Source organism: Niabella drilacis, assembly GCF_900101395.1.
Taxonomy (GTDB): domain Bacteria; phylum Bacteroidota; class Bacteroidia; order Chitinophagales; family Chitinophagaceae; genus Niabella; species Niabella drilacis.
This window is the reverse complement of sequence record NZ_FMZO01000034.1, coordinates 1-20,483: the sequence shown is the minus strand read 5'-3', so window position 1 is coordinate 20,483 and position 20,483 is coordinate 1. Positions and strand designations below refer to the sequence as shown.

The following is a 20,483-nucleotide window of genomic DNA, read 5'->3' as shown; positions in this document are numbered from 1 at the left end:
GCCATCCCATGTGCGTCAGGTTAAAAGGAGGTCTATTGCCTTACAATGTAGCACGAATACGAGTTTGGGCCCAAAAAAGACCTGATTTTTTGATAGCAAAAGGCGCAGCGCGCCGCAAATCATTGTAACAGGAGCGTTCAGGAACTTGCTGTTAGCCGCAGCGCGGCGGGAATCTTTTGGGAGGCGATGTATATTACCGGTGCGCTGTACCTCCATTCATTCCTGTGTTCGTTGCTAATAAGTGCAACGCTGCGCTGCAGCTTTCGTGTTAGCAAAATTAACTTAACGCATATGCAACGCATCGGGATTGCTCCACTTTGGTGTCCAAGACAAAAGTGGAAATGATTGTTAAAACAGTAATGGTAGTTAAACAGCAGACCCTATTTAAGGTTTGGTTTCTGTTTTTTATGTGCTATTGGGATGGGGTGAAGACAGGTACAGGGGGACTTACATCAGCAATCACCAGGCCCCGCGGGTTCTTTTCTGGAGGCGGTCTGTTACCAATACCGAAAACACCAGCAAAATAGCCGTGTTACCTGCAATAACCACCGGGCTTTGCCACCGTTGCTTCATAAGCATTTCTACGCACATGGTGCCGAAAGCCGCAATAAGATAAGGATAACGCACAAACTCTGGCGGGTGTTTTTTGTACAGCTCATTTACCAGGTAGAATATAGTAAGGTTAACCACTGCCAGGCCAAAGATAGCCAACAATATGGCCGGACTCATATTTTGAAAGCTACTGCAGCCTTGCCAGCACCTTAGGCCGCCCCAGCATATAGAGCTAAGACAACCCACCAGCATAATGGCTACAATATTTTCTTTGGCAGCAATCTGTTTTTGTATCAGCGTGTTTACCGCTACCAATGCAACTCCTGCCAGTACCAAAAAATAACCAACAGGGTTCTCCCCGTTGGCGCTGGTATAAACAACCAATACGGCCACCAGCAAGAAAGCCAATACCGACAGCAGCAGCTTTTTTAAAGAAAACTTTTGATGCATTGCAAGAACCGCCAACAATGGAATATCCAATCGTTGCAGGGTACTTACCGAACCTGCCGAAATATACTGGTATGCCGTAAAAATGAGCAGCAAGCTAAGTCCCAGGCAAATAAAAGCTCCGATTTGCAATTTGGGTTGTGTAGGCAGTAGTTTTTGTTTGGTAACACCTGCCACCACAAATACCAACAGCAGATTGAACAGCGAACGGATAAAAAGCACCTCTGCCCCCGAAATGTTTTGGGCGGTAAGTTGCGAGATGCCAATGTTCGCTCGCTATGAGCAACAGCACAAGAGAAAAGGGAATTAGCTTGTTCAATTTATTACTACTTGTTAGTAACATTTGGAGAATCAGTGTTATTTGTAGAGAATAAATTTATCCCTAAGCCGATTGCATAGAATGGCTTCTTATTATATATCCACCTTTTTGATTCTTCTGAATCTGAATTAATCCAATCAAACCCAACACCAAGACCGATATAGAACTTTTTGTAATTAAATAAAACATTTATAGTGGGAGACAATGCAACCTTTTCAATATTTGTATTTATTGAAGGTGAAGTTGATAATGAATCAATTATTATTTTACTAAATGAAAGTCCTCCCAAAGCTGCTATTCCCCAATCCTTATTTAAATTTTGTTTTATGCCATATGCAATTCCTAAATTCAAATCAGTTGACCAATTACCTGAAAAACCTTTTACAGCAGGCCTTATTCTCGCTAAATACGTAATTGTTCCAAACACAAATTCTCGCTTAGGGATGGAGGTATAGACCGAACCATTTAAAATTAAAGTATCTTCCTCAATTAAAAAATATCTTTCTGTAACATCAACTATATTATTCGCAGAAACCGTGTTTTGTTTATTGTCACTTTGTGATTTATCTTCGCTTACTAACTTTCCTGTACTTAAATTAAATCGGTGTTTACCTATATTTTGCTGTATCTCTGCTTTATTATTTCGTGCGGGCCTATAAAAAAAGGAAAGATTGTTTTCAATGTTTTGTTTGGATAATTCCCACCTTAAAAATTTAATAATATATTTTTCTCCCTTTTTACCAACAATTGAAAAAATTGCATTAATTGGCATTTGTGTAAGGGGTGTACAATTGATGATATTACCTTTTTTATCGCATTCTTGAACATCTACATACTTATTAAAAACAAATTGGGATAATGGGTTTATTTTTTCAATTTTAATCTTCTCCTGTCCCCAACCTACTACTGCCCAAAACAACATAATACCCGTAATTAAAATTTTCGTTCTCATGCCATTAATTTTTAAAAGTTAAACAATTGATGATTTTGATTTTTCATGCTGTTCAGAATTATAATTAAGAATACTAAACCATAAACATTCTGAATATTTCATCTATTATTCGACTTCATCCGTGGAGCAAAGTCGAACCGAAAGTCGCGATATACATCAATTTGATATTGTTCACAACTACTTTGCTTTAAGTATTATACAATCCGAAACAACCTTATTAGAATCGTCATAAATTGAAAAACATATGGTTGGGGATCTGCTCTTTTTGAAAATTGCCGAATCAATTTGAGTGTAAAAAACATTGTTATTACCCGACATATTAGTTAAGGGAATCGTTTCATTATTCGCTTTTATTTCGCCACGGACTGTTTCATTTGAGTTGATATTATATGCCCCATAAACGGAAATCACTTGATTATTTGACGCATCAAAATTATTAATGGGCGAAACAATTTTAATAAATTCCACTTTTGATGCTGGCTTGAAACTGTTTTTAAATGCTAAAACACTAATGACAACTACTTCAAGAAGAAGAGTAATAAATAATCTTTTTAAGAAGAAGGGTTCGATTTTTATTTTTCCCACTAATGCTAAAATTGTTATTGTAGCGGTAGCTACAAAGACAAGCACACAAGTCCAAACTAAAACTTGTTGAGGTTCTAAGATTTGTTTCATGTAGAAGCATTTAAAATATTTTACCTACTCTATCCAGTTTTCGGCTACCCTGTTTGGTACTCTTTTATTTGGTGTTGCTTTTCCGCCTGGTGCAACGTTGGGAAGCAAGCCCGTTTATTGTCATTCTTTAGTTGTAAAAATTCAATAATTTTAAGAAGCTCATTACTCTGTTATTTCTATCATTTTGTTTGATATACCAAAAAATCCCATTCTGGAAAAGCTGCATTTTGTACTTTGGGAAGTGTACCCATATTATAAAAGCCAATTTCATCACACATCTTCAGGCTCTTTTTATTATCTGTGAGCACAATTCCAAAAACATATTTGAGGTTACTATGATTTTTACAATAATCCAATGCGTAATCCAGCAACATTTTGCCAATACCTTTTCCCTGAAATTCCTTTTTCACATAAGTGCTTGATTGTCCGAAACCAGATTTTACAACTGGATTCGGCGAAACGTGAAAGGGTAATATAGACCGCCAACCCACAATCGTATCCTTGTAAAGACATATCCAAAATTTAAAGTTCTCGTTTTGCTGTTCAATCTGATGTCGAAAATCTTTTTTCAAATTATCCACTTTCAGATGATCTTCATTCGCGGCAGCCCCTTGCTCCAGAACGCCTTGCCGCCATATTGTTGTAATGTCATCTACATCCATTGCCGTTGCCTCATAGATCATTATTGCATCCGGTATGTTGGATTTTATTTGTTTTAACAAAGACATTTCCTTAGCGTTCTTTACAGTTTGAAAAATAAAAATTCAATCATTTTTTCAGCATAGCTCTCACCTGTCACTTGTTCGTGGATGGCAAAATTTTGCGGGCAGTTTACTTCTAAAATATAGGGCTTGCCATTCTTACTGCTGATAATTAAATCCACGCCTCCATAGTTAAGGTTAGCTGCATGAGTCGCATTGATCGCAATCTTATTTATTTCATCAGGCAGATTTACCCGATGGGCCTTCTTACTGTAAAGATCACTCCTGAAATCATCCGGCTTTGTTGGTCTTGTGTTTGCATAGATAACTTTATCACCCAAGACAGTAAGACGCTCGCAGGAATGAGAAACAATGAATTGTTTTATCTGGAAATTGATGTTTTGAGAAGCGAGATAATCTGTAAGGCTGAACAATGTGGCATAGTTGTCAACCTTGATAACACCCAGGCCTCCCGTACCGCCGTAGGTCTTAATAACAACAGGAAAGCGATCTAAATAATTTACATATTGTTGCAATAACTGTTTCTCATTGCTGCCTTTATAAATTGTTTTTGGAACGGAGATTCCTTGTTTTTCAAGTTCAATATTTATCAGATTGCTATCGTCCTGAAAGGAAAGATAATTGTATGCCCGATAAAAGGTTCTTTCCTTGTTATTAAGCATTGTTTTTTCGAGCAAATAACTCCCCCTTGCGCAGTTGTACAAACCATCATTGTCTGTTGGAACGGGCAGGTTTGAAAAGTCAGCCTTCGCTTCATCTATAAGACAAAACCGGATATTGTATTTCTTGCAGGCAGCTTTCAGCGAAACCAATCTTGCTTCGATATTGAGGCTGTCTGTTGTTTTACTACTATATAGACAAAAGAAGTTAGGCATTTTTTTCTCTGTATTTGACAATGAAAAATAAAGTGACTCCTGATGTAAGTACCCCAATCCCCTGCCCGACTATTACGGTTATGTCTTTTTTTACAATTCCGTGAAGCAGCCACAAAACATAAGACAGCACAACCAATATCCATTGCAATAGTGAAATGCCTTGTGCGTTTTTTGTTTGTATTAAAAGCTTTATCTGGCCGGGCCCACCAATAAGTTTTACGGCTAAACTCGAAATAATTGTTAGTGTTGATATTGTTCCTTCAAATGACATTGTTATAACTTTACACGGGTCTTACCATAAATATTTTTTCAAACTTGTTACTATTTTTCTTTGAGGGCGGCACTATGCCTATCTCAACCCAGCCTGTTTGGGCGGTTATTTTTCGTGCAGGCTTGTTACTAACAGAAACAAAGCCAATAACATATTCTAATTCACTTTTTTCTGCCTCTTGCATTACATAATCGAGTAGTATTTCCCCCAATCCTTTAAACCTTGTATCTTTTGCAATGTAGGTACTACTTTCAGCAAGAGTATTTTGCCTAAAAGGGTTGCTCGATGTCTTGATAAGTGATTGCCAGCCTAATGTTTTATCATTTTGATCTACGGCAACCCAGAAATTAAAAATGCCCCGCCGCTCAAAAAAGTTGAATGCAAATTTTTCCTTTACTATTTCCATATCAAATTTTTTATCATCAAAGGAGTTTCCGACACCTTCGAGCCATATAGCAAGTATTTGTTCAAAATCCTTATCTTCTGCCAACCGGATTTGAATATTTTGTGTTGTTGCTATTTCCATACGTAATGCATCTTATTCATTAATATGGCTTGGCCAGTTACTTTAAGTTCGCCTGTTTGCTGTTCAAAAATTTCGTTGGTGTAGTATACTCTGTTTTTGTCGGGAAACAGTTCTCTTATGGTAAAAACAGGTTTGATGTATTTTGCCCATTGGCTAACAAGCATATGCCCATCGGGGTACAATAGTATTCCGTACATTTTTGAAAAAACACCGATACTGAAAAGCCGTGTACAATGCAACGTCCAAACATCGACTGCACTCCATAGCTCTTTATTACATGTACCGGATTGGTATCGCCGGACAGTTGAGCGTAGGCCAAAGCCTGTTCATCGGTAAAAGAGAAGTCATGTTTAAAGATATTACCAATTATTGGTTTCATAACAGATCCGTTTCTTCTAAAATAAATTATAAGGTTTACTTCGAACAATAGTATATTATCATATACTATTCCTCAATTTGCTTAGAAATGGTCTTAAAAAATGTTAAATCGAGCTTTAAATCCCTATAAAGTGTATCTTTAGAAAGCTTAATCAATTGCATTAACGTTTGCCAACTTTCATTTCGTGAAGCTGAAATGCTTGCCTGCGTTTCTGCTATCGATATTTTTTCTGCAGCATCAATTAATCGATTGTAAGTCTTCAAAATATTATCATCAATATCCGAAGCATTATTTTGTAACGACTCAATACGAAAAGCCAGGTCTCTTATCATATAGTTTGCAGCATTTTTCTTGCCTAATTCCGCAACTGATTTGACAGCTGAGAACTTAGCCGCAGCATCAATTTTGCCAGCCACATTAGCTTTAACAAGGACATTAATAGTGCTATTTAAGGCTGCATCAGGCGGGTTCTCAGAAATCACTTTTACGGTCCCGTCTTCTTTAGCCAGATAGAGCCCACCTCTTTGCGTTGCATCGTAATGAGCCCAGAAAAGGGTTGGCAAAATCCTCCCGTTCACCTGAGTTGTGTATAAGTTTTGGCGGGAGATTCCAACACTTTTCCTCCTTTGCTCGCTTTTTTCAAAAATGCTACAACTATGTAGGGCTATAAGCGTCAATCCACATAATAAAAAAAGTGCCTTTTTCATGATCATTATTTTGACATGCATATTGTTTATAATTTATTTTTGATCGTATCTTTCCATATCAGATATAATACTGCTCCTGAAGCCAAAATTCCAACTCCTTGTCCGAGTATTGTTACCCAATCTCTTTTAAGAATACCATATACCGTCCAAAGGACATATGAAAAGAAGGAAATTCCGAACAATGTTACCGATAGTCCTGCTGTTGATTTTGTTTTTTGAATTTTTTTGATTTGTGATGGGAAGCCAACAAATTTTAAAGCAAAACTACAAGCCACTGTTAGGCTGCCAATAATAGATACAATATCAATTTTCATTTTATTAGAAATTTAATTTCCAACTATCTGTAATATCATAGGTCATAACTTTAAGAGGATTTATAATATCCAAATCTCTGAACTGGCTTTCCATCACATCTGCCACCAAAAACAAGTCAGTACAGCCAAGTACGACTCCGTTGTAGTTATAGTTTGATATAATTTTCTTAATATCCAAAAGAACAAGTTCTTTCGATTCCCCCCTTTTAATGCGATATATACAATTGTGAATTTGCTCCTGATCCTCTGCTTTTGGGTGAAATAATGTATCAGTTTCGGGAAGAGCGTTCAATTTATAGGTGGCATTGGTCGCTAACAACAAATATGTTCCTTTTTTAAGATCGAGTAATCGATTTATATAATCTACCAAGGATATTACGGGCTCTTTTAGCGAAGCCAAAATATCATCGAGAACAAGATGAAAAGAAAAGCAGCAGATAACAATATGACTTACACCACTTCGCAAAAAGCTGGAAATTTCGCTTTCTAGAATCTTAGTCAATTCCTGCCTCCTATTCGATAATAAAAATTCTGTTCTGTCTGGAATATATGTTGCAGAGTTAAGGAGAATCGGAAGCTGGTCCTGTTCATTTGCCGTTTGCGAAGTCAGCAAGCAAATAGCTGAAAGAAACTTTGCAGAAGCATTGCTGCCCATTCCACCTAAAATACCCAATCGCTTAATACCTTTGAACATTGCGGAATTGAATAGACATTTCTCATAAAAAAGTGTATGAATATTATCTCCGCGATCGTTTATCAGCGTTGCGACCTGGTAAAAACCTATGCTCTTGAGAGCCTTTCTGTTTCTGGTATTCTCAACCCAGGTTCTGCCGTGAACAAAGAGTTCACCTCTTGCTTTTAAAAGATTATCAGATAACTCATAGAATTTCTTAGCCAGTTTGTTTTGACGATATTTCTCATTTATGATAATACATTGATACCATGGCTTGTAGGTTTCCGGATGCTCGAAAAAATTACATAGGCAACCAACAAAGCCGCCTTCTTTAGAAGCCAAAACTGTGAATCCTTTCCTGGTTCTAAATCTCCCAAAATAGTCCTCTATTGGCATTCTTGAGGAAAGTGCCGGAACAAATTCATGGTCACATTTATGGCCAAATTCAATAATGACTGACCACCATTGTGAGGTTGGTGTGATCGAGTAAAACTCAAAGCCATTATACTCTTCTAAGAAAATATCCATCCTGTTCATTTTTGCATTGAGATAATCATCATTATCTGCTTATCTCTCTCTGTATAATTAATTTTTGAATTTCGCTGGTACCCTCACCGATGGTGCAGAGTTTCGCATCCCGGTAGTACTTTTCTACACCGAACCCGGTCATGTACCCATTGCCACCCATTATTTGAACGGCCTCACCGGAAACTTTAACAGCTAACTCTGAAGCAAACAGCTTGCACATGGCGCTTTCTTTTATGGTATTCGCTCCCGCATCTTTTTTTATGCAAACATCTTTCAGCATTAACTCAGCCGCATAAATTTTCGTGGCCATTTCAGCCAGTTTAAAGCCGATGGCCTGGAAATCAATAATAGCTTTTCCAAACTGTTGCCTTTTTTTTGCATACTGAAGAGCCAGTTCATAGGCTCCTTTTGCAATGCCCAACGACAGCGCTGCAATAGAAATGCGCCCCCCATCCAGAATTTGCATCGTTTGTTTAAAGCCATTTCCGACAGCGCCGATACGAGTATCATCTGATACTATACAATCATTGAAAAATAATTCCACGGTTTCACTGGCGCGCATGCCCAGTTTTTCAAGCGGCTTTCCGGCGCTAAAACCCGGGGTGTTTTTTTCTACAAGAAAGGCGGTGTGCCCGTTCTTTCCGTTATCGGTTTTTGCAATAACCACTATCACATCGGCAGATGCACCCTGGGTAATAAATGTTTTGCAGCCGTTAAGCGCCCAGCCTTTATCCGTTCTCAGCGCGCTACATGTCATACCAGCGGCATCACTACCAGCGTTGGGTTCTGTAAGCGCCCAGGCCCCAAGGCTGCTGCCATTGCAAAGGCCAGGTAAATATTTCTTTTTCTGAGCTTCATTTCCAAACTGGCAGATATGCTGGCTTACCAGTGAGTTGTGGGCTGCAATGGATAAACCCACCGAACCACAGTATTGCGAAATGGTTGTAATTGCATCAGCATAGGCTTCATAATTCAATGCCAACCCGCCATATTCCGGCATGGAAAGCATTCCCATCAACCCCATCTCCGCAAGTTGGCAAAACAATTCTTTAGGAAATGCGCTTTGTTTGTCCCAATCAAGTACGAAAGGTTTAATGTGCTTTTGCGCAAATTGGGTAAGGGTTGTTGTTACATTAAGTGTTTGTTCCATTTAAGGAATTAAGAATTATTTCTGTTATTTAATAAATGGGATCTTGAGCTATTCTGTAATAATTGTAAGTACTGTATTTTATCCGGGCAATAAGGTTGATTTTATCAGGTTTACCCCAATGGTCAACAACGCCTTCGGAACAGAAAAAGCAGTGCTTGCGGGATGCGCCTACAATTCCCCGATAGTTCATTACGTATTTAAGCCCCACTTCTCGTTTATAATGTCTTAGTCCGATCCATGCGGCTCCCTTGTGATAGTTTTCGCCGTTATTTAACGCAGCAACAGCATTCTTAATAGTCGATGCACCTTCATGTTTCTCAACTAGTGCTCTTTTTGCCATTGCGGAAAAACACAAGTTGGCATAATCAAAGACTTTTTTATCTTGTAAGCAAGTGAATTTAGAGCCGTCAATTGTTGTTTTCAGTTCGTCTTCTGAAAGTGTACTTTCAAAACCATCTTTCATAAAAAATAAATAGCCATTTTTATTTGTTGGTTCAAAAATCACTACGTTGTCAAGCCCAAAAATTTGTATTCCAGCTTTAATGACTGCTATAGAAACGCAGTTTCCTGTTTTACCTTGTCCGAATGATTCTATAATTTGTTGAGTTGTCATATTGTTTACTTTAGGCTATGGATGTTTGAACAGTTTTGCTTTAGGTTGGAAAAACCTCACAGATTTAGTAATGATTTTTAATACAAAACCTGCGAGGTTATTTTAAATTATGCCGCACAGAATTTTCCAATACCGCCTTTTCCTAAAATGTACTTTACTATCTTTTCGATAATTAAAGCCACAATTTTACCGCCCGGCAGTATCTCTTTTAAGGCATCTATTACAGCTTTGATGATTTCTCCTACAGTAGAATCGTCAGTTAGAATAGCACAGAGTAGTTTTTTTAATTGCTTCCATAATTTTTTTCCAAATCCAAGAAACAAGTTTTCAGATTTAAAATAAGTAGCAGATTCCATTTTGGTAGCAAATCCATAGTTGTGAAATTCCAGCTTATTGGCCTCCATATAATTATTGGCCAAAAGATCTTCAATTTCTTCATCAGTTGGCTCTTGCACCTGATCAAGATTCTTTTCAATTGCAGCAATATCAATATTGCCATCTACATTATTAATAAACATAATTTTCAATTTTTTATTTCGCCTACTCTACCCAGTTTTCGGCTACCCTGTTGCGTACGCTTTTATTTAGTGTTGCGTTTCCGCTTGGTCCAACGTTGGGGGGCAAGCCCTTTTGATTGTCGGTCATCTTTTTATCATAATGAAATCATTAAGCCCTGACATTACTAATTGGGTTCATCGCAGTTTTCAGTCTTTAACCATCATAAAACACCCGGTACTCCATCAGCTCTTTTAACGAACGGCAACTAAGTTTCCGCATCAGATTTTTGCGATGGGTCTTCACCGTGTCCAACGCTATATTGAGCGCCCCCGCTACCTGCTTATTGGACAAGGGCTGAATCACCAGGCGCAAAATCTCTTTTTCCCGCACAGACAGCGCATCAAATAACGGCTGCCGGACACGGATCATTTCTTTAGCCAGGTCGATCTTACTTTTATCATTCACCAGGAGTGCGGCAATATCGTCCACACTGATGTCCATCGTTACTCTTAAAATACACTCTTCGCTCAGGCGCTCTACTTTCCATTGGGACTGCGTCTGCAATGTTTGGTTTTATCTGATCAATCAATTTCTCAACAAACTGCCTGGCGATCCTCCTCTCTTAAGTTTTGAACTGAACGTCACTTACAATTTCTCCGGTATTAACCATCATTAATGTATTGGCAGACCGATACAGTTCTTTCTATACAAAAACGGCAAACAATTTTGCAACTCATCGGCATCGGTTTGGAATTTATTAATACCCTAATTAATTTTCTGGTACTCATTCGTGTTCTGTTGCAAATATGACTTTCTATATTGCTCCGGGCAACGGGTGATATCACCCTGTTATTCCCGTGAAAACACCTTATGCAAAGGTGAATCTGCCGCCAATTTTAAACAATACCCACAAGTGGGTAAAACCGATGGATCAAAAAAATATATGGTAAAGCATTAGCTCAGCGATCTGCTCACATTGCAATTTTCGGAGCAGGTTACGGCGATGTGTTTTTATGGTTTCTACAGAAAGGTAAAGTTGCCGGGCTATGGCCTTGTTGCCAAGACCTTTTACCAGATGAAAAAGGATCTCTTTTTTCCCTGATGGAAAGTTTCCGAAACAGCGGATAGCATCGTTTTACGAAACGCTGTTCATTAAACAGCTGCCTGATTTTTTTAGATCGTATGGCATATCCTCTTGTGAAACGGTAATATTAAAGTCGGTGGTGCCGTTCTCCGCTGTATGTTGCAGGGAGCATTGAAGATTGTTTTGCGGAAGGTACGGTAGCAAAGCCGTTTTCTTGTTGAAGAACCAATCCTCAGCTGGTTGTTCATGTGAAAAATAGCCCGGGTGATCGGTAACTTCTTCTTCAAAAACATCCATAACCGAGTACATCGCCAGTACATCCGGGCTTACAATAAAGCCAACCTTTTCTGTGGCTCCTGTTTGTATACAGAACCTGTTTAAAAACGCATTCGTCCATTTCTCTTCCCCTAAACTGATGATATGTGTAAAACGGGTATTGTTCCAGAGCGTAAAACGAGGCATTACTTTTTCATATGCCTCTTTAAATGCCTTAATGGCCTGCACAAACGTTTCTGAATCGCTACAACGGAAAAGTGCTCTCTTTGATATAGGTTCAGGGACATAGCCGATTATTTTTACAACTATAGGAAGACCTGGTACATCATCAGCTCCGCCATATTCCGGCATTCCAGTTTACGAAGTAAGTTGCGGCGATGGGTTTTTATGGTTTCGCAGGATGTACTGGTAATATCAGCAATCTCCTTGTTCGCTTTCCCCCGGATGATCAGCGCCAGTACAAATTTTTCCCGGGGTGTGAGCATTGAAAAGCGTCTTATGGAATCGGTATAGAACCTCCGGTTCCGCATCATTTTTTTGAACTCGAACATATAATGCGGAAGGTCGTCAAGATCCACATCAATGGTAATACGGGCTTTGTTTTGCTTGGTAAACCGTTCGATCTTCCATTCCGGCTCAGAGGTTTCATCCAGTACTGGCGGCTTAGTCAATTTCAAGTCTGCCCAATTGAAAGCAGCTTTTTCATGTGTAAAGAAACGAGGCGTAAAGGAGGTTTTGCCTTCGGTGTACATATCCATTAATGACAGGTTTGCGTACAAATCAGGACTCAGGACATGCGCCACTCTATAATTAATACCATATTTGCAGGCGGGTATATCCAAAAAATCAAGTATCCAGTCTTGTAGTTTTGGTGGTATCGTATAACACAAACCTGTTTCATCCCAAACAATTTTTTCCGGCTTGATCTTTTCAAATATAGTTTTATACGTTTTAAGGCCATCAACAAGCTTGTCTGCGGTATCACAACAGTTCCAGCTTCCCTGGAAAATATCCCTGTTTTGGTTGTATCGGAGTTCAAGATGTTCCGACTGAAATAGCAGTTCCATGAGACTTTAAGATTGGTAATTAAAGTTATTAAAACTTTTCAAATATTTTTTTCTGTACATCCTATATTTATTCTCGTTATCCGAACTTTTGGATAGCTTTAATATATCATTAATCTTAATAAGGTAAAACATTTTGACCGGGTGAATTTTATTATTACCCTGGAGAATAATGTGCAGCTGCCGGTTGCCCGTGCGCAAAAAGAAAAACTGATGGCCCGTTTTGGAACATTGTAATATAGCTCATCCATAAAATTAGCGATCCCGGACCGGCCATATTTATTGTACATTGGCCTTTTATTTGCCCGGGAAACCGGGTTTAAAAACAACACACCATGCAACAACCCATTTCCCGCTACCATTTTACAGCCGACTGGGGCGGCTCCCGCAATGGCTTTGCGGAGATATCCGGATTGAATATAGAAATAGAAGCCGTTCTTTTCAGGGAAGGCGCAAGCCCCGAAGATCAGCTGCGCAAAATACCCGGTCTGCGCAGTTATTCCAATATCGTGCTGAAAAGAAATATCCTCAAAGGAGATAATGACCTTTTCGACTGGATCAATACCAAACAGATGAATAATATACAGCGAAGAGATATTACCATTTCGCTGCTGAATGAAAATCACGAGCCCATCGTTGTATGGCGGGCTAAAAATGCCTTCCCGGTAAAATATACCGGGCCCGTGCTTTATGCAGGAACGGGCCAGCCGGCAATGGAAAGCCTGGAGCTTACCCACGAGGAGCTTACGGTTGTGCAAATATAAACCGGATCAATGGCCACCCCCGGATAACAACCGGCCAATCGCTACAAACAGGACCGACACCAGCAGAAAACCGCCGGCCAGCACAACGCTGTTCAGCAAAGCACGCGGATAGCCCAGCGATACAACATCCACAAAAGGATAGGGATAAAAGCCCGAGCCTGCACCGCGGATAAAGATGCAAACAGCATATACCGCGGGATAGATCAGCCAGGCACCGGTGTCCTTATAGCGCAGGCCGGACTTTGGTATTGCCATCAGCCAATATAATATAAACAGCAGCGGTACCCCTACATGAAGCAATTCATCTACCATCCATTGCCAGCCAACAGGACTCCACAAATGACGTAACACCAGGTTATAAACAAGTCCTACGATCGTTATGTAAACGGCAATGGCCGTTGCCGTTGCCGGCCTTGAAAAAAAGCGGCCCAGCCGGCCCGATAGTTTCAGAAGCAACGCTGTGCAATAAACCGCAACCAGTACATTGGTAAGAATGGTGTAGTAACTAAAAAAGCGCAGTAAGGTTTCCCGGGGCGGGTTTTTTGTATTCAGAAACATCAGGTAAAGCTGAAGGATCACCGCAAACCAGGCCAGGGCCGCCAACAGAACCACCAGCCACCTTTTTTTTATTGGATTATTCATAACAGTTGATGCATGGGGTTTAGTTGTTGCGGATGTATTCCAGTGTTAACTGGAGGTGATAATAGCTGGGCTTTATCAGTCCCAGCCGGGGATTATTCAGGTCACTAATGACCAGCATGGTCAGCGAAACGGTTACAAAATAAATAACGGGAACCATGTAGTGGATCTTTTCTCTTACACCATTCATAAACCCCACTAAAACCCCTATCAGCATCGATACAATAACCAGCAGGAAGGTCACAAATGCAGGAGTTCTTTCATAGTTGGAATAGGCAAAAAGCGACACGGTATCCTGCAGCTGGTCAAAATATTCCCTTATTTTATCAACCGGGCCATTATAGCCCTCCCGCTTCAAGGCAGTGAGGTTTGCCCAGTAGGCATCGCTTTGTTTTTTAGCGTCATAAAAAAAACGGATATCACCGGATTGCTCATACGCCAACTGGTTTTTCAAAAACTCCTGGAGCATTTTTTTGGTATACAACCGGAAGGAGTCGGGCATTTCCCGACTGTAGCGGTAAAGCGCATCTGCATTGTTTGCTTCTTTATGTAAATAGGCAAACCGCTCCCGATGGGCATTTCCTGCCTGCAGGAACGTGAACGAAATAATCAGACCAAATATGCCAACGATGGAATTTTCAATGCCGGAACTTTCCCAACGGGATCTTTTCCGGTAGTATGTGGCATACCAAATACCCCCGGCAATACTGAAGAATAATAGAACAATGTAAAGACTGATCACCCATAGAGAGTCCAGCATAACCTGACGCGATTTGATCGTTATCATAAAAACGGAAAGGCCCGTAACCGGTATCATCCTCCACGGCTCCGTCCCTGTCCGGTGTATTTTCCGAATTTACAACAAATCTGTCGCATTCCCCAGGCCGGATGAACCGGCCTGCATCCGGGCCACTTACTTAACGGTATTGTAGCCTTTTCCTCCAACGGATTGTAATGCCTCTATAAACGTTTTTTCGGGCAGCTCAGCCTCCCGTTTATAATCCACCGTTTGTGTAAGGAACGACCCGAAACCACTTACAAACCCGTTTGCAAAAGCAAAAGAAAAGGTATGCTGCCGGTACAATGCTTTCTCAAAAAAGACAGTAACCTGATGTCGCCGCTCTATAACGTTTTCGTAGATATTCAAAATCCATATCCCCGCCTGTTCTATTTTTATATCAGCGATTCATCATAACGATTTTGTCCACTCAGCTAAGCTTCAGCATACCCTCTTGTCAGCCCCCTGTGGGAACCGGCCATTGGGCTAAAAGCAATCAACATCCATGGCTTGTACCATAACGGCCCGAACCTGGACCGCGTCCGGGAGCACACCAAACGAGATCTTTATATACCCGGACATCAGCAACATTGGCGAAAGTCCGGAGCTGCAGTTTGCAGCAGACAAGCACAACCGGATCACAACAAATTAAAACTTAAAAAACTAAAATAGTCAGCACAATGAAAACCAGTTATACATTGCTCTTTCTTCTTTTTGTTCATACTGCTTTTTGCCAGAAGGCCGATAACACGCTTTCAAAAGCAGAAAAAAAACAGGGCTGGATCCTGCTTTTCGACGGCCAAACAACCAGCGGATGGACCACAACGCAGGGGAATCCCGTAGCAAAAGGATGGCAGGTTGCCGGCGGGCTTCTGTCTACAAAAAGCGGCGGAGGCGGAGGTGATATTGTTACAGAAAACGAATACAGTGCCTTTATTTTAACCCTGGATTTTAATATCGAAAAGACCTGCAACAGTGGTATCAAGTACTTTTATACGAAATATGCTACCGGCGGTCAGCTGGGCCTTGAGTTCCAGGTTTTAGACGATGCAGATGCAGAAGACAATAAAAAGGAGAACCATTTGTGCGGATCTTTGTACGACGTTCTGGCCCCGCACAAAGGGACCAAAAGGATCAACCCTCCCGGCCGGTGGAATACGATAAAAATAATATCCCGCGGTAAAGATGTAGAACATTGGCTAAACGGGAAACGGGTCCTCAAATTTACCCGCGGCGACCAGGCTTTTCTGGCTGCTGTTGAAAAAAGTAAATTCAGTAAAACAGTACCGGTATTTGGAACTGTTGAAAAAGGTAAGATCCTTTTACAGGAACACGGAGGAACTGCTTCTTTTAAAAACATAAAACTTCTAATTTTAAAATAAAACTTTTATGACCCGGAGAAGAGATTTTATTAAAAACATAGGATTGGGCACCGTAGGGATCAGCCTCAGTCCTGCCGCATTTGGCCTGTCTGCCAAAAGTTACCGGAACATTATTGGCGCTAATGAACGCATCCATGTAGCCTGCATTGGGCTCAATGGAAGGGGAAACGGGATGGCAAAAGTTTTTGCCAATCAGCAGAACACCGAAGTGTCCTGGCTTTGTGATGTAGACAACCGTGTGTTTTCAAAAGTGATCAGAACGTTGAGCGAAAGCAATCAAAAAACGACGCCCAAAACAGAAAAAGACTGCCGCAAGCTACTTCAAAACAAAGATATTGATGCCATTTATATTGCCACCCCCGATCACTGGCATGCCCCGTTAACCATCATGGGTTGCCAGGCGGGTAAACATGTTTATGTAGAAAAGCCGTTAAGCCATAACCCTCATGAAGGAGAGCTGGCGGTAGCCGTGGCCCGCAGGTACAAAAAAGTGGTTCAGATGGGTGCCCAGCGCCGGTCTGCCCCCATACTTACACAGGGTATTGAACAATTACATAAGGGTATTATCGGCCGCGTATATATGGCCAAAACATGGTACACCAATACCCGGAAAGCCAATTTTTTAAAGCCCGCCGCCATCCCTTCCTGGCTGGACTACGACCTGTGGCAGGGTCCGGCACCCCGTATGCCCTATAAAGAGGGCCTGATCCATTATAACTGGCACTGGTTCTGGCATTGGGGAACGGGAGAAGCCCTTAACAACGGTACGCACGAGGTAGATGTAGCCCGCTGGGGACTTGGAGTAGATTTCCCGATCAGGGTATCCTCAATGGGCGGACGCTACCAGTACAAAGATGATTGGGAAACGCCCGATACACAAATTGTAACGCTGGAGTATCCCGGAAACGTAATGCTGATGTGGGAAAACCGGAGCTCTAATGGAAGAAAGATCGAGGGCGGCGACCGGGGTATTATTTTTTACGGGGAAAACGGGAGCCTGGATACCGGCGGCGACGCATACAAGGTTTACGACCTGAACGGGAAACTGGTAAAAGAAGTAAACCCCGGTTCCGGCGAAGCACAAATGGACGGAAGAAATACCTCCAGCCCGAGCCTGGGTCTTGATAACCTGCATGTAGCCGATTTTCTCAATGCGATGAGGGAAAACAGGCGGCCCAATTGCGATGTGGAAACAGGTTATAAAAGCACTGTAGCCATGCAGCTGGGCAATATATCCTGGCGCGTTGGACGCGATATTAAACTCGATCCCCAAAACGGGCATATTCTTAATGACCCCGAGGCTCAGAAACTCTGGCAGCGGACTTATCAGAGCGGATGGGAACCCCGGCTCTGACCCGCCTGCGATCCGGATCATGCGGGTACCGTATCGTACCCCACAATAAGTGCCAGCGTGCAATGGCCTTGCTGCATATTCAAAAATAGCTCTCGTACCGCTATCACTATCAGGGCGTTCCGGCAAAACCAATAAAGTTCTCTCAAACGAGAAACCTGATCTTATAGATCACTAAAATCTTATATTTGAAACGCGGTTGATTGTTCAATTAAAAAATTCAACAGATTTTATGAAAAGAAGAAAATTCATTGGCCAAACTGCTAAAGGAGCACTGGCATTTACCATTATTCCCCGCTCCGTTTTGGGAGGCAACGGGTTTGTTGCGCCAAGTGATCGCATTAACCTGGGATACATCGGAACAGGGAAGCAATCTTATGGTCTGGTCAACGCCATTAACGGCCCCAGGGAAACACTGGTGCTGGCAGCCTGTGACGTGTACGAAAAAAAGCTGGAACATTTTATCGGGCTGGCCCGGAAAGCCAATGAAAAAAAAGTAGCTGCAGATGTAAAAGGGTATAAACATTACAGGGAGCTGCTGGATCGTAAAGACATTGATGCGGTGGTAATTGCCACTCCGGATCACTGGCATGCGCAAATTGCAATAGACGCGGCCAAAGCCGGCAAGGATATTTATTGCGAAAAACCGCTGGCGCTCACCATTGCCGAGGGACGTGCCATGGTCAATGCCACCCGTAAATACAAGCGTGTTTTTCAAACAGGCAGTATGCAACGCTCTTCCTTTAATTTCCGGCAGGCCGCGGAACTGGTTTCCAATGGCTATATCGGAAAGGTCAGCGAGATCAACGTTTCCGTAGGCGAGCCAGTAAAACAATGTGACCTGCCTACAGAACCGGTTCCTGATGGGTTGGATTGGGATCTTTGGATCGGGCCTTCTCTCTTTCGCGGGTACAATGCCATCCTGGCTCCGCCGCTGGAAGCGAAGGACTGGGCCTGGTGGCGCGGATACCGCGGCTTTGGCGGCGGTCTGATCACAGACTGGGGAGCACATATGTTCGACATTGTACAATGGGCACTGGGAATGGACAATTCCGGACCCGTACAATTTATTCCCCCGAAAGAACCGGGAGCAAAAAATGGATTGTCGTTTGTTTATGCAAACGGAATAAAAGTCAACCATAAAAACTGGGGGGAAGGCAATGCCATCCAGTTCCTGGGCGAGAAAGGCAAGATAGAAGTGAGCCGGGGATTTATCAGGAGTAACCCCGAAAACCTGGCATCACTGAAATTCAAAACCAGCGACAAACGTTTGTACTTTAGTGATAATCATTACCAGGATTGGGTAGATGCCATTAAAAAGCGCTCCAGGCCGATCTGCGATGTGGAAGTCGGGCACCGGACCGCCTCGGTTTGTAATGCGGTGAATATCGCTTACGAATTACAAAAGGATCTGAAATGGGATCCCGCAAAAGAAGCCTTTGACAATCCTTACGCCAATATGATGCGCAGCCGCCCGTACCGGGGTGAATGGGATTTCAACAAATTTTAGCAGTAACACGATGACAGCAGCACAATCTTCAGAAACCGGACCCCAGGCGTCCGGTTTTTTAACTCAGATATCCCGGTCCCCGGGCGTTCAGCTCTGGTCGGTAAAAAATGACCTGTTCCGCAACTTTGACGCCACACTGGAAACGCTTGCAGATGCCGGGGTCCGCTATGTGGAAGCTGCAGGCTATGATCTGGAAAGCCGGACCCTTCTCGGGTTAAAGCCGGAGGTTTTTCAACAAAAGATCGAGGCTGCAGGAATGCAATGTATCGGTACTCATGCCGCCGTTTCCCCGGATACGATCGGGCAGATCCTGGATGATCTCTCCCCGGTGAATATAACCAGCCTGATCACCTCCATGTATCCCGATGAAAACAGGACGGCAAACGACTATTACCGTATTGCTGAGCGCTATAACCATATTGGAAGCATCACCAAAAATGCCGGTATCCATTTCGGCTATCATAATCATCACTTTGAATTCACCGCTGTACAGGGCGAACGCCCTATCGATATCCTCCTGAAAAACACGGACCCCGGACAGGTGGTTTTTGAAGCGGATCTCGGCTGGGTTGTGCAGGCCGGCGAAACACCCGAAGCCCTCTTTAACCGGTATCCCGGTCGCTTCCCGCTGTGGCATCTGCGGGACGTAACTGCCGGAGGAGCACCCGCAAACGCCGGCGATGGCATCGTAGATTTTCACTCATTGCAGCCGCTGAAAAAACAGGCCGGGTTTTTGTACGGGATTGTGGAAACGCCCTCTGCGGCCACCGATGGATTGAACCGCGTGATCGCCAGTTTTAACTATATCATGAGGGAGCAGCTTTACTAGAGTATGCTCTTTTTGAATGTATTACTGCGGTCATTATATCATGCCGTTTCTCTCATAAAATCGGTAACTTTGATATCTATAAAAGTTCATTGTTATGAATGCCGAAAAACCTCATTATAGTTATGATACGCTGAGCGAAGCAGTGGACGACCTGGCCCGCAGGGGATATACAGAAGACTTCCTGGCAATGGAAGATAAAGATTGCCTTTACTGTAATCAGCATTCCCTTGAACTGTCGCCGGAAGATTTTGAGATTGACGAGATCTACCGTTTTGAAGGGATGACGGATCCTGCAGATGAAAGCATTGTATTTGCGATCTCTTCTCAAAAACACAATATCAAGGGAACGGTGATCAACAGTTTTGGCGCTGATTTCGGGTACCGCTCGTCCAAGCTGGTAGCACATTTGAAACAGCATCGGGGATAAGTGGGTAACTGATCCATAGTGGTTTTTTTAACGCGAGGGGCGCGAAGAAAATACAACAGTCAGCCTCTATTGCGAACCTTGCGGGTGCATTGCGTGCATTGCGGTTTCTTTTACCGCTAAGAGCGCGAGGATTACGCGAAGAACGCTAAGAAATTACGACGGGCCGGCCGTCGTTGCG

29 protein-coding genes are annotated in these 20,483 nt (G+C 42.1%); 8 read left to right on the top strand and 21 right to left on the bottom strand.

The window, feature by feature from the left end; genetic code table 11:
- Nucleotides 1-459: 459 nt before the first annotated feature.
- The 18 genes from BLS44_RS25780 to BLS44_RS25695 all read right to left on the bottom strand — a co-directional run bounded on the left by BLS44_RS25780 (nt 460) and on the right by BLS44_RS25695 (nt 12,628).
- Complete coding sequence (locus BLS44_RS25780; protein ID WP_090393650.1) at nt 460-1,221, bottom strand: hypothetical protein; 762 nt, start codon at nt 1,219-1,221, stop codon at nt 460-462.
- A 104-nt stretch (nt 1,222-1,325) separates the two neighbouring features.
- Nucleotides 1,326-2,270, bottom strand: coding sequence for a hypothetical protein (locus BLS44_RS25775; RefSeq protein WP_090393649.1), 945 nt, complete (start codon nt 2,268-2,270; stop codon nt 1,326-1,328).
- Between the two features lie 177 nt (nt 2,271-2,447).
- Nucleotides 2,448-2,945 carry a hypothetical protein gene (locus BLS44_RS25770; RefSeq protein WP_090393648.1) on the bottom strand — a complete coding sequence of 166 codons (498 nt, stop codon included), beginning with the start codon at nt 2,943-2,945 and terminating at the stop codon, nt 2,448-2,450.
- A gap of 179 nt (nt 2,946-3,124) precedes the next feature.
- On the bottom strand, nt 3,125-3,673 hold the full coding sequence (locus tag BLS44_RS25765) for a GNAT family N-acetyltransferase (protein WP_090393647.1): 549 nt from the start codon (nt 3,671-3,673) through the stop codon (nt 3,125-3,127).
- 14 nt (nt 3,674-3,687) lie between these two features.
- Entirely contained in the window at nt 3,688-4,542 is an 855-nt protein-coding gene (locus tag BLS44_RS25760; RefSeq protein ID WP_090393646.1) for an ATP-grasp domain-containing protein, read from the bottom strand.
- The gene (locus BLS44_RS25755; protein ID WP_090393645.1) at nt 4,535-4,813 is read right to left on the bottom strand and encodes a SemiSWEET family transporter; all 279 of its coding nucleotides are present in this window, start codon (nt 4,811-4,813) and stop codon (nt 4,535-4,537) included. Before BLS44_RS25755 ends, BLS44_RS25760 begins: the two co-directional genes overlap by 8 nt.
- Before the next feature lie 10 nt (nt 4,814-4,823).
- Nucleotides 4,824-5,339: a GNAT family N-acetyltransferase gene (locus BLS44_RS25750; RefSeq protein ID WP_090393644.1), complete on the bottom strand. Its 516-nt coding sequence runs from the start codon at nt 5,337-5,339 to the stop codon at nt 4,824-4,826.
- 115 nt (nt 5,340-5,454) lie between these two features.
- Nucleotides 5,455-5,718, bottom strand: coding sequence for a MaoC/PaaZ C-terminal domain-containing protein (locus BLS44_RS25745; RefSeq protein ID WP_090393643.1), 264 nt, complete (start codon nt 5,716-5,718; stop codon nt 5,455-5,457).
- Between the two features lie 65 nt (nt 5,719-5,783).
- Nucleotides 5,784-6,425, bottom strand: coding sequence for a hypothetical protein (locus tag BLS44_RS25740; RefSeq protein WP_143019944.1), 642 nt, complete (start codon nt 6,423-6,425; stop codon nt 5,784-5,786).
- A gap of 26 nt (nt 6,426-6,451) precedes the next feature.
- Complete coding sequence (locus BLS44_RS25735; RefSeq protein ID WP_090393641.1) at nt 6,452-6,739, bottom strand: SemiSWEET family sugar transporter; 288 nt, start codon at nt 6,737-6,739, stop codon at nt 6,452-6,454.
- A 4-nt stretch (nt 6,740-6,743) separates the two neighbouring features.
- Nucleotides 6,744-7,940 (bottom strand): aspartate/glutamate racemase family protein, encoded by a 1,197-nt coding sequence (locus tag BLS44_RS25730; protein ID WP_176954562.1) that lies wholly within the window; start codon nt 7,938-7,940, stop codon nt 6,744-6,746.
- Between the two features lie 31 nt (nt 7,941-7,971).
- Nucleotides 7,972-9,090: an acyl-CoA dehydrogenase family protein gene (locus BLS44_RS25725; RefSeq protein WP_090393639.1), complete on the bottom strand. Its 1,119-nt coding sequence runs from the start codon at nt 9,088-9,090 to the stop codon at nt 7,972-7,974.
- A gap of 28 nt (nt 9,091-9,118) precedes the next feature.
- Entirely contained in the window at nt 9,119-9,703 is a 585-nt protein-coding gene (locus BLS44_RS25720) for a hypothetical protein (RefSeq protein ID WP_090393638.1), read from the bottom strand.
- Nucleotides 9,704-9,810: 107 nt separating this feature from the next.
- Complete coding sequence (locus tag BLS44_RS25715; protein ID WP_090393637.1) at nt 9,811-10,221, bottom strand: hypothetical protein; 411 nt, start codon at nt 10,219-10,221, stop codon at nt 9,811-9,813.
- 193 nt (nt 10,222-10,414) lie between these two features.
- Complete coding sequence (locus BLS44_RS25710) at nt 10,415-10,765, bottom strand: LuxR C-terminal-related transcriptional regulator (protein ID WP_143019943.1); 351 nt, start codon at nt 10,763-10,765, stop codon at nt 10,415-10,417.
- A gap of 367 nt (nt 10,766-11,132) precedes the next feature.
- The gene (locus BLS44_RS27240) at nt 11,133-11,288 is read right to left on the bottom strand and encodes a response regulator transcription factor (RefSeq protein WP_394332486.1); all 156 of its coding nucleotides are present in this window, start codon (nt 11,286-11,288) and stop codon (nt 11,133-11,135) included.
- A 48-nt stretch (nt 11,289-11,336) separates the two neighbouring features.
- On the bottom strand, nt 11,337-11,912 hold the full coding sequence (locus BLS44_RS25700) for a hypothetical protein (protein ID WP_143019942.1): 576 nt from the start codon (nt 11,910-11,912) through the stop codon (nt 11,337-11,339).
- Complete coding sequence (locus BLS44_RS25695) at nt 11,867-12,628, bottom strand: LuxR C-terminal-related transcriptional regulator (RefSeq protein WP_090393634.1); 762 nt, start codon at nt 12,626-12,628, stop codon at nt 11,867-11,869. Before BLS44_RS25695 ends, BLS44_RS25700 begins: the two co-directional genes overlap by 46 nt.
- A 105-nt stretch (nt 12,629-12,733) precedes the next feature.
- Here BLS44_RS25695 and BLS44_RS26390 point away from each other — a divergent pair, with 105 nt between their 5' ends.
- Both BLS44_RS26390 and BLS44_RS25690 read left to right on the top strand, forming a co-directional pair.
- Nucleotides 12,734-12,862: a LytTR family transcriptional regulator DNA-binding domain-containing protein gene (locus BLS44_RS26390; RefSeq protein ID WP_143019941.1), complete on the top strand. Its 129-nt coding sequence runs from the start codon at nt 12,734-12,736 to the stop codon at nt 12,860-12,862.
- A 98-nt stretch (nt 12,863-12,960) separates the two neighbouring features.
- Complete coding sequence (locus tag BLS44_RS25690; protein WP_090393633.1) at nt 12,961-13,389, top strand: phage tail protein; 429 nt, start codon at nt 12,961-12,963, stop codon at nt 13,387-13,389.
- A 6-nt stretch (nt 13,390-13,395) separates the two neighbouring features.
- Here the strand turns inward: BLS44_RS25690 and BLS44_RS25685 are convergent, their stop codons facing one another.
- The 3 genes from BLS44_RS25685 to BLS44_RS26385 form a co-directional block, all read right to left on the bottom strand.
- Entirely contained in the window at nt 13,396-14,031 is a 636-nt protein-coding gene (locus BLS44_RS25685; protein ID WP_090393632.1) for a Pr6Pr family membrane protein, read from the bottom strand.
- Nucleotides 14,032-14,050: 19 nt separating this feature from the next.
- A complete protein-coding gene (locus BLS44_RS25680; protein WP_090393631.1) occupies nt 14,051-14,788 on the bottom strand; it encodes a bestrophin-like domain in 738 nt (245 codons plus the stop codon).
- 153 nt (nt 14,789-14,941) lie between these two features.
- The gene (locus BLS44_RS26385; RefSeq protein ID WP_143019940.1) at nt 14,942-15,175 is read right to left on the bottom strand and encodes a hypothetical protein; all 234 of its coding nucleotides are present in this window, start codon (nt 15,173-15,175) and stop codon (nt 14,942-14,944) included.
- 136 nt (nt 15,176-15,311) lie between these two features.
- On the opposite strand from BLS44_RS26385, the gene BLS44_RS26730 reads away from it, so the two are divergent.
- From BLS44_RS26730 to BLS44_RS25655, 6 genes are all read left to right on the top strand, one after another.
- Entirely contained in the window at nt 15,312-15,458 is a 147-nt protein-coding gene (locus tag BLS44_RS26730; RefSeq protein WP_176954560.1) for a hypothetical protein, read from the top strand.
- Nucleotides 15,459-15,486: 28 nt separating this feature from the next.
- On the top strand, nt 15,487-16,188 hold the full coding sequence (locus BLS44_RS25675; RefSeq protein ID WP_090393630.1) for a 3-keto-disaccharide hydrolase: 702 nt from the start codon (nt 15,487-15,489) through the stop codon (nt 16,186-16,188).
- A gap of 7 nt (nt 16,189-16,195) precedes the next feature.
- Nucleotides 16,196-17,542 (top strand): Gfo/Idh/MocA family protein, encoded by a 1,347-nt coding sequence (locus BLS44_RS25670; protein WP_090393629.1) that lies wholly within the window; start codon nt 16,196-16,198, stop codon nt 17,540-17,542.
- Between the two features lie 229 nt (nt 17,543-17,771).
- The gene (locus tag BLS44_RS25665; RefSeq protein ID WP_090393628.1) at nt 17,772-19,049 is read left to right on the top strand and encodes a Gfo/Idh/MocA family protein; all 1,278 of its coding nucleotides are present in this window, start codon (nt 17,772-17,774) and stop codon (nt 19,047-19,049) included.
- A 10-nt stretch (nt 19,050-19,059) separates the two neighbouring features.
- On the top strand, nt 19,060-19,878 hold the full coding sequence (locus BLS44_RS25660) for a sugar phosphate isomerase/epimerase family protein (RefSeq protein WP_090393627.1): 819 nt from the start codon (nt 19,060-19,062) through the stop codon (nt 19,876-19,878).
- Nucleotides 19,879-19,972: 94 nt separating this feature from the next.
- A complete protein-coding gene (locus BLS44_RS25655) occupies nt 19,973-20,305 on the top strand; it encodes a phosphoribosylpyrophosphate synthetase (protein ID WP_090393626.1) in 333 nt (110 codons plus the stop codon).
- Nucleotides 20,306-20,483: the final 178 nt, after the last annotated feature.